This window comes from Streptococcus sp. HMSC064D12 (genome assembly GCF_001837205.1).
Taxonomy (GTDB): domain Bacteria; phylum Bacillota; class Bacilli; order Lactobacillales; family Streptococcaceae; genus Streptococcus; species Streptococcus salivarius_D.
This window is the reverse complement of the sequence record NZ_KV831741.1, coordinates 13,652-19,596: the sequence shown is the minus strand read 5'-3', so window position 1 is coordinate 19,596 and position 5,945 is coordinate 13,652. Positions and strand designations below refer to the sequence as shown.

6 protein-coding genes are annotated in these 5,945 nt (G+C 44.8%); all 6 read right to left on the bottom strand.

The features are described 5' to 3' along the window. Positions 1-70: 70 nt before the first annotated feature. Positions 71-1,369: an adenylosuccinate lyase gene (gene purB, locus HMPREF2697_RS05820; RefSeq protein ID WP_070849946.1), complete on the bottom strand. Its 1,299-nt coding sequence runs from the start codon at positions 1,367-1,369 to the stop codon at positions 71-73. Between the two features lie 55 nt (positions 1,370-1,424). Beyond that, a complete protein-coding gene (locus HMPREF2697_RS05815; protein WP_004181931.1) occupies positions 1,425-1,652 on the bottom strand; it encodes a hypothetical protein in 228 nt (75 codons plus the stop codon). An 8-nt stretch (positions 1,653-1,660) separates the two neighbouring features. After that, positions 1,661-2,611: a ketopantoate reductase family protein gene (locus HMPREF2697_RS05810; protein ID WP_070849944.1), complete on the bottom strand. Its 951-nt coding sequence runs from the start codon at positions 2,609-2,611 to the stop codon at positions 1,661-1,663. Beyond that, positions 2,612-3,703, bottom strand: coding sequence for a 5-(carboxyamino)imidazole ribonucleotide synthase (gene purK / locus HMPREF2697_RS05805; RefSeq protein WP_070849942.1), 1,092 nt, complete (start codon positions 3,701-3,703; stop codon positions 2,612-2,614). Then, positions 3,690-4,178, bottom strand: coding sequence for a 5-(carboxyamino)imidazole ribonucleotide mutase (gene purE, locus HMPREF2697_RS05800; RefSeq protein WP_014633767.1), 489 nt, complete (start codon positions 4,176-4,178; stop codon positions 3,690-3,692). The genes purK and purE overlap by 14 nt, the downstream gene beginning before the upstream one ends. Before the next feature lie 298 nt (positions 4,179-4,476). Beyond that, entirely contained in the window at positions 4,477-5,739 is a 1,263-nt protein-coding gene (gene purD, locus HMPREF2697_RS05795; protein WP_014633731.1) for a phosphoribosylamine--glycine ligase, read from the bottom strand. Positions 5,740-5,945: the final 206 nt, after the last annotated feature.

Below are 5,945 nucleotides of genomic sequence, written 5' to 3'. Positions count from 1 at the left end.
TTGCGCTATTTTTAATGTTTTTTTCAAATAAAAAAGCAGGGCAAACCTGCTTTCTGTTATTTTGTTTAGATTAGTCACCCAAACCAATGCGTTCGAAGATTTCATCAACACGTTTAGTGTAGTAAACTGGGTTGAAGATTTCGTCGATCTCTTCTTGAGTGAGACGAGATGTTACCTCTGGATCTGATTCAAGAAGTGGTTTAAAGTCTACTTGGTTATCCCATGATTGGGCAGTCTTCGGTTGAACAAGGTCGTAGGCTTGCTCACGTGTCATGCCTTTTTCAATCAAAGTAAGCATGGCACGTTGGCTGAAGATAAGACCAAATGTAGAGTTCATGTTGCGGATCATGTTTTCTGGGAAGACTGTCAAGTTCTTAACGATGTTTCCGAAACGGTTGAGCATGTAGTCAATCAAGATTGTTGTGTCTGGTGCGATAATACGCTCAGCTGATGAGTGAGAGATATCACGTTCGTGCCAAAGGGCTACGTTTTCATAAGCTGTCACCATGTGACCACGGATAACACGCGCAAGACCTGTCATGTTTTCAGAACCAATAGGGTTACGTTTGTGAGGCATTGCTGAAGATCCTTTTTGACCTTTGGCAAAGAACTCTTCCACTTCACGTTGTTCAGATTTTTGAAGACCACGGATTTCAGTCGCCATACGCTCGATAGAAGTTGCGATGCTAGCAAGAACTGCAAAGTACTCAGCGTGAAGGTCACGAGGAAGGACCTGTGTAGAGATTTCTTGAGCACGGATACCAAGTTTGTCGCAGACGTATTTTTCAACGAATGGTGGGATGTTGGCAAAGTTACCAACCGCACCAGAAATCTTACCAGCCTCCACACCAGCAGCCGCATGCTCGAAACGCTCAATGTTACGTTTCATTTCGCTGTACCAAGTCGCCAATTTAAGACCAAAAGTTGTCGGCTCAGCGTGCACACCGTGGGTACGACCCATCATGATTGTGAACTTGTGTTCCTTCGCTTTGTCAGCGATGATGTTGGTGAAGTTTTCAAGGTCCTTGCGGATGATATCGTTGGCTTGTTTGTAGAGATAACCATAGGCAGTATCTACCACGTCAGTAGAAGTCAACCCATAGTGAACCCACTTACGTTCTTCACCAAGAGTCTCAGAAACCGCACGTGTGAAGGCCACCACATCGTGACGCGTTTGCTGCTCGATTTCAAGAATACGGTCGATGTCAAAATCCGCTTTTTCACGAATCAAAGCCACATCTTCCTTAGGAATTTCTCCCAACTCAGCCCATGCTTCGTCAGCTAAGATTTCCACCTCAAGCCAAGCACGGTATTTATTTTCTTCAGTCCAAATGTTCGCCATTTCTGGGCGTGAATAACGTTCGATCATGTTTTTATTTTCCTTTCTTTTGATGTTTTACATCAGTTAGCAACCAACTGTCGCTTTATTCAAATTCCTCTTTCCCAATCCACACTGATGGATAGTGATCTAGTTTATTCAAATCAGTATCCATCGGCAAATCATAGATAGCTAAATAGTTTTCAGGATATTGAGCAACCAACTCTTCATACTTAGCTCTCACTTTTTCGTGATTGCTACTAGCATACAAGACTTCGACGACTGCTCCAGTCTTATCTTTTTCAACAAATGCGTTGACGATGAGTTGAATCATAAAATCTCCTAAATCGAAATTCCCTTCATATTTGCTTCAAGAATGGGCATTTCAATACCTAATTCCTGACCGGTCTGATAGACACTTTGACAACAATAGAAGATGTCCTGTTTATCATTGTGTAAGGTCATGATTTTTCGTGTCAGCTCATTTTTCGCAAACATGATTTTCATGGCTTTTCCTGCAATCCAAGCGGGAATTTTGTAGGGCAAGAGTTCGGCTTTGTAAAGTTTCAAATTCACACCACGCGCTTCTACGACTTTCAAAGCCTCTCGAATGGCCTTGATGGCTAATGATAATTCCGAAGAACTATTCATCAAGTTCAAAGCCAATTCTTCTGGGTTTTCCAAATTTCCTGAACGAGCAGCTGTCGAAGTAACACCCGCATTAATCGCCATGTGAATCCAAATCCACTCGACCATATCATGAGGAACTTCCCACTTCAAATCTGCAGAAGTCAATAAATCTGTCAGATCAGCATAGTTAGAAATGTCTGCTTTTTGCTCACCTTGTAGCATTAAATGGTCGAACAAGACACCATCCAAATGGTCCTCCTGCATATGACCGCCCGCTGTCGGAAAAGCCAGAATATAGTCGTAATCTCCTGCCCACTCTTGGACCTCTTTTCGTGTATTCCAGAAATTGCAGAAGAAAACGAGGGTGCCTTTGATATTATTTTTTCGCAAGGTTTCCACGGCTTCTTTGACAAAACCATGACGCACACTGAGAAAAATAAAATCATATTCCGAATGAGCTTCTGCCACATGAACTTCATAGGTGTCGTGTTTGTTTTCACCCTTGGAATGATAGCGACCATCTAGCAAATCAACCAAGAGGGATTTTGGAGCATTGTTTCGCTTACTGTCTCTAAGTACGTGTTCTACTTGATGACCTGCTTTTTGAAAAGCGTAGGCGTAAGTGGTCCCGATAACTCCGAGTCCTAGGATTGCTATTCTCACCTAAAAATCAATTCCTTTCCCAAACTCAACCACACTATCTGGTTCATCACTAAAAAAAGTCACATGTCCCATTTTGCGGTTGTGCTTCGCTTCTAGTTTACCATACATGTGGAGGTGGGCGCTTGGATTTTCTGTGACATAACGCTCAGCTGCTTCGACGTGTTGGCCGAGGACGTTGAGCATGATAGCAGGTGCATGAAGGTGGATTGCTGGAAGCGGTGCACCGAGAACACCTAAGATATGCGTGTCAAACTGTGAAAAGTCACAGGCTTCAATTGAGTAGTGGCCTGAATTGTGTGGGCGTGGTGCGATTTCATTGACGATGATATCATCAGCTGTCGCAAACATTTCCACACAGAGGGTACCAGAGAGGTTAAGTTGCTCAGCAATCTTCACAGCCATAGCTTTAGCTTTCTCAGCTAGACTGTCAGAAATACGGGCAGGCACAATAGTTTTAGAGAGGATGTTGTTGCGATGGATATTTTCCTGAACTGGGAAAACCGTCACATCCTTGCCGTTACCAGACACGATGACCGAAATCTCGAGGTCGAAGTTGACGAACTCTTCCAAGACACACTCGGCTGAGTTAGCAAGGGCATTTGCCTCTTCCAAATCGTCGACTGATGTGATGACTTTTTGACCGTGGCCATCGTAACCACCTGTCGCTGTCTTGAGGACGTATTTTTTAGAAAGGTCAATATCTTCCAAATCAAGGCTAGATGTCACGACCTTATAAGGCGCAACCGTCACTTTAGCCTTGTTTGAGAGGAAGTCCTTCTCAAAAATACGGTTTTGAGAAATGCGAAGCAGGTCTGTTCCTTGTGGGAGCAGACCGTCTTTGATAACAGCATCAAGGCCGTCAGCATCGACATTTTCAAACTCATAAGTGAGAACATCACAGCTGTCCGCCAACTGACGAAGGGCGTCCACATCGTCATAAGGTGCCACGATAACCTCAGACACACGAGAAGATGGACAATCTGCCGCAGGATCAAGGGTGATAACCTTGTGGCCCATGTAAATAGCTGAGATAGCCATCATCTGACCGAGCTGGCCACCACCGATGATTCCAATGGTTTTAGTTGAGCTCATTTGTAGACTCCTCTGCGATTTTTCCTTGTTCTTCAGCAAAGTTAGCAAGCGCATCCGCAATGGCCTTGTCTTCTACTGAGAGGAGACGAAGGGCAAAGAGGGCTGCATTAGTCGCACCAGCTTCACCGATAGCCATGGTTGCGACTGGAACACCACCTGGCATCTGAACGATAGAATAGAGCGAATCCACGCCACTGAGGGCACGTGATTTGACTGGAACACCAATGACTGGAAGGGTTGTTTTAGCAGCAACCATACCTGGCAAGTGAGCAGCGCCACCAGCACCTGCGATGATGACCTTGATGCCACGACTACGTGCTTCTTCGGCATGCTTGAACATGAGGTCCGGTGTACGGTGTGCGGAAACAACTTTCTTTTCGTAAGCGACACCAAAGTTGTCGAGGACTTCAGCGGCTTTTTGCATGGTTGCCCAGTCAGATTTTGAGCCCATGATAATGGAAATTACTGGTTTCATAGTTAATATCCTTTTTCTTTTTTGATAATGGTCTTAGGTGGTGGGGACGGAAGCAAACCTTCGGTTTCATTCCTAAACTTTGAGCCTAAAGTCTCAAAGTTTCCCCCGACCAGAACAGATCCTGTTCTGGTCTTTTCACCACGGCGACCATTATCGGATTGGCGACTTCGTCGCCTAAAATAGCATTGATATTCGAAAACTCAAAGAAAATCACAGAGTGACAAGGCAAAGCGACGAAGATAGAACTAACGTTCATCAAGGAGCTTTAACACAGTCAATCGAAGATTTTCAAAGAGTTTTATTTGTTAGCCTTGCTACCGATATCCGTACGATAGAAGAGGCCTTCTGTGTTTTGGTTGCTGAGTTCGTTGTAGATAATGTTTTGGCCATCTTTGACGGTATCTGCTGTTGTGACAAGCATGTAGACACGTCCTCCGTTTGAGAGGAGGTCTTGGCCATTTTCAGCGAATTTAGCACCAGCATAGTAAGTGATGATGTCACCCTCTGTCTTGGCTGGAAGTTTGATACCCTTCTCATAAGCGAGTGGGTAGCCGTTTGAGGCTACAACCACACCAAGTGTCACACCCTTGTCCGTCCAAGTGATGGCTGGCTCTTTACCTTCCAAAATGTCAGTGATGTTTTGTGCAAAGTCAGATGTCAAACGAGGCAAGATGATTTGTGTTTCAGGATCACCAAAACGTGAGTTGAACTCGATGACTTTAGGGCCATCAGCTGTCAAGATAAGTCCAGCGTAAAGGACACCAGTGTAAGGACGACCTTCTTTGATCATACCTTCAAGAACTGGCTTGACAATAGTGTCAACCGCTGTGTCAACCACGCTCTGTGGCAAGTGAGGAACTGGCGCATAGGCACCCATCCCACCAGTGTTAGGACCCTTGTCGCCATCATAAGCACGTTTGTGGTCCTGAGCCGTTGGCATGATGTAGAACTTTTCCCCATTGACAAAGGCAAAGAGAGAAAACTCTTCCCCGTCAAGGAATTCCTCGATGACCACACGCGCACCTGAATCACCGAATTTATTGTCCAAAAGCATCTCGTGAGCAGCTTCGACGGCTTGCTCAACCGTTTCAGCAACGACGACACCTTTCCCAAGGGCCAAGCCGTCTGCCTTGACGACGATTGGAGCGCCTTTTTCCTCAATGTAGGCCTTGGCTTCCTCGAAATCTGAAAATGTGCCATAGGCTGCTGTCGGAACGTCGTACTTGACCATGATTTCCTTAGCAAAATCCTTAGACCACTCAAGCTCAGCCGCAGCCTTGGTAGGACCAAAGGCTTTGAGTCCAGCCGCATTGAAATCATCCACGATACCAGCTGCAAGGGCATCATCTGGACCGATAAAGGTCCAAGCAATATCGTTCGCTTTTGCGAAGTCAATCAGCTTAGAATGTTCGGAAATTCCGATATTGATCAAATCAAGACCGTCCAATGTCATCCCGTCATTACCAGGAGCCACGAAAACTTGCTCAACGTCCTTAGACTCCAATAATTTCTTGGCAATCGCATGTTCACGACCACCAGAACCAACAACCAAAAGTTTCATTTGAAAGATACCTCAATATCAAATAAGACTAGGGGCAAATGCCCGTTAACGACAATCATTCGGAAAAATTAGCAATTTTCACGAATTATACATAACCATTATAACATATTTGTTCGGAGATATGGGTATGTATCCAAATTTGGACACAAAAAAGGCAGCCACTTGGACCACCTCTTGGGAGATTATGAAAATGAAAAAAGTTATTT

Coding starts and splice junctions, on each gene's coding strand:
- purB (WP_070849946.1), bottom strand. CDS start 1,369: ATGATCGAACGTTATTCACGCCCAGAAATGGCGAACATTTGGACTGAA.
- HMPREF2697_RS05815 (WP_004181931.1), bottom strand. CDS start 1,652: ATGATTCAACTCATCGTCAACGCATTTGTTGAAAAAGATAAGACTGGA.
- purK (WP_070849942.1), bottom strand. CDS start 3,703: ATGAGCTCAACTAAAACCATTGGAATCATCGGTGGTGGCCAGCTCGGT.
- purE (WP_014633767.1), bottom strand. CDS start 4,178: ATGAAACCAGTAATTTCCATTATCATGGGCTCAAAATCTGACTGGGCA.
- purD (WP_014633731.1), bottom strand. CDS start 5,739: ATGAAACTTTTGGTTGTTGGTTCTGGTGGTCGTGAACATGCGATTGCC.